The sequence below is a fragment of the Streptomyces axinellae genome, from assembly GCF_039532135.1.
Lineage (GTDB): Bacteria > Actinomycetota > Actinomycetes > Streptomycetales > Streptomycetaceae > Streptomyces > Streptomyces axinellae.
Genome location: NZ_BAAARJ010000085.1, coordinates 1 through 662, shown reverse-complemented (window position 1 = coordinate 662; position 662 = coordinate 1). Strand labels below are relative to the sequence as shown.

Sequence of the window (662 nt, the reverse complement as noted above, 5' to 3'; positions counted from 1 at the left end):
TGAGCCTTTTCCAACCTGATCCGGTGGGTGTGTAGTTGGGCTGGGGGCAGTGTCCGGGCGTGAAGAAGCTCCTGGTAGACGGGTGATTGTCGAGATCAACTGTCCAGCCAGGAGCTTCCGCGTGCTTGTCTACCCGTCCGGCGTCGATGTGTCCACCTCGACCCTGCGCTACCTGACTGCCCGTCTGTGGGGCCCGCCGCCGGGAACGCGGAACACGACGGCGCCGACTGCCCGCCGGACGACAGGCGCTGCTCGTGCTCGCGCACCTGCGCTCCTCCGGGCACACCTATGCCCAACTCGCGGCCGGGTTCGGCGTCGGCACCACCACCGCCTACCGATACATCGTCCAAGCGGTCGAGGCCCTGGCCGCCTTCGCACCGACCCTCGCCGAAGCGGTGAGGACCGCCTCCACCAAGGCATTCGTGGTCCTGGACGGCACGCTGCTGCCGATCGACAGGAACGCCGCCGACGGGCCCTTCTACTCCGGGAAGCACAAGAGGCACGGCATGAACGTGCAGGTCATCGCCGATCCGCGCGGCCGGCTGCTGTGGGCCTCGCCCGCGCTGCCCGGAGCAGTCCACGACATCAAGGCCGCACGAACACACGGCATCATCGACGCCCTGGCCGAGACAGGAGTGAAGTGCTGGGCCGACAAGGGCTAC

1 pseudogene is annotated in these 662 nt (G+C 68.0%); it reads left to right on the top strand.

From position 1 onward, the window contains the following. Positions 1 to 121 precede the first annotated feature (121 nt). Positions 122 to 662: pseudogene (locus ABD339_RS33550) on the top strand (transposase family protein); the annotation flags it as partial.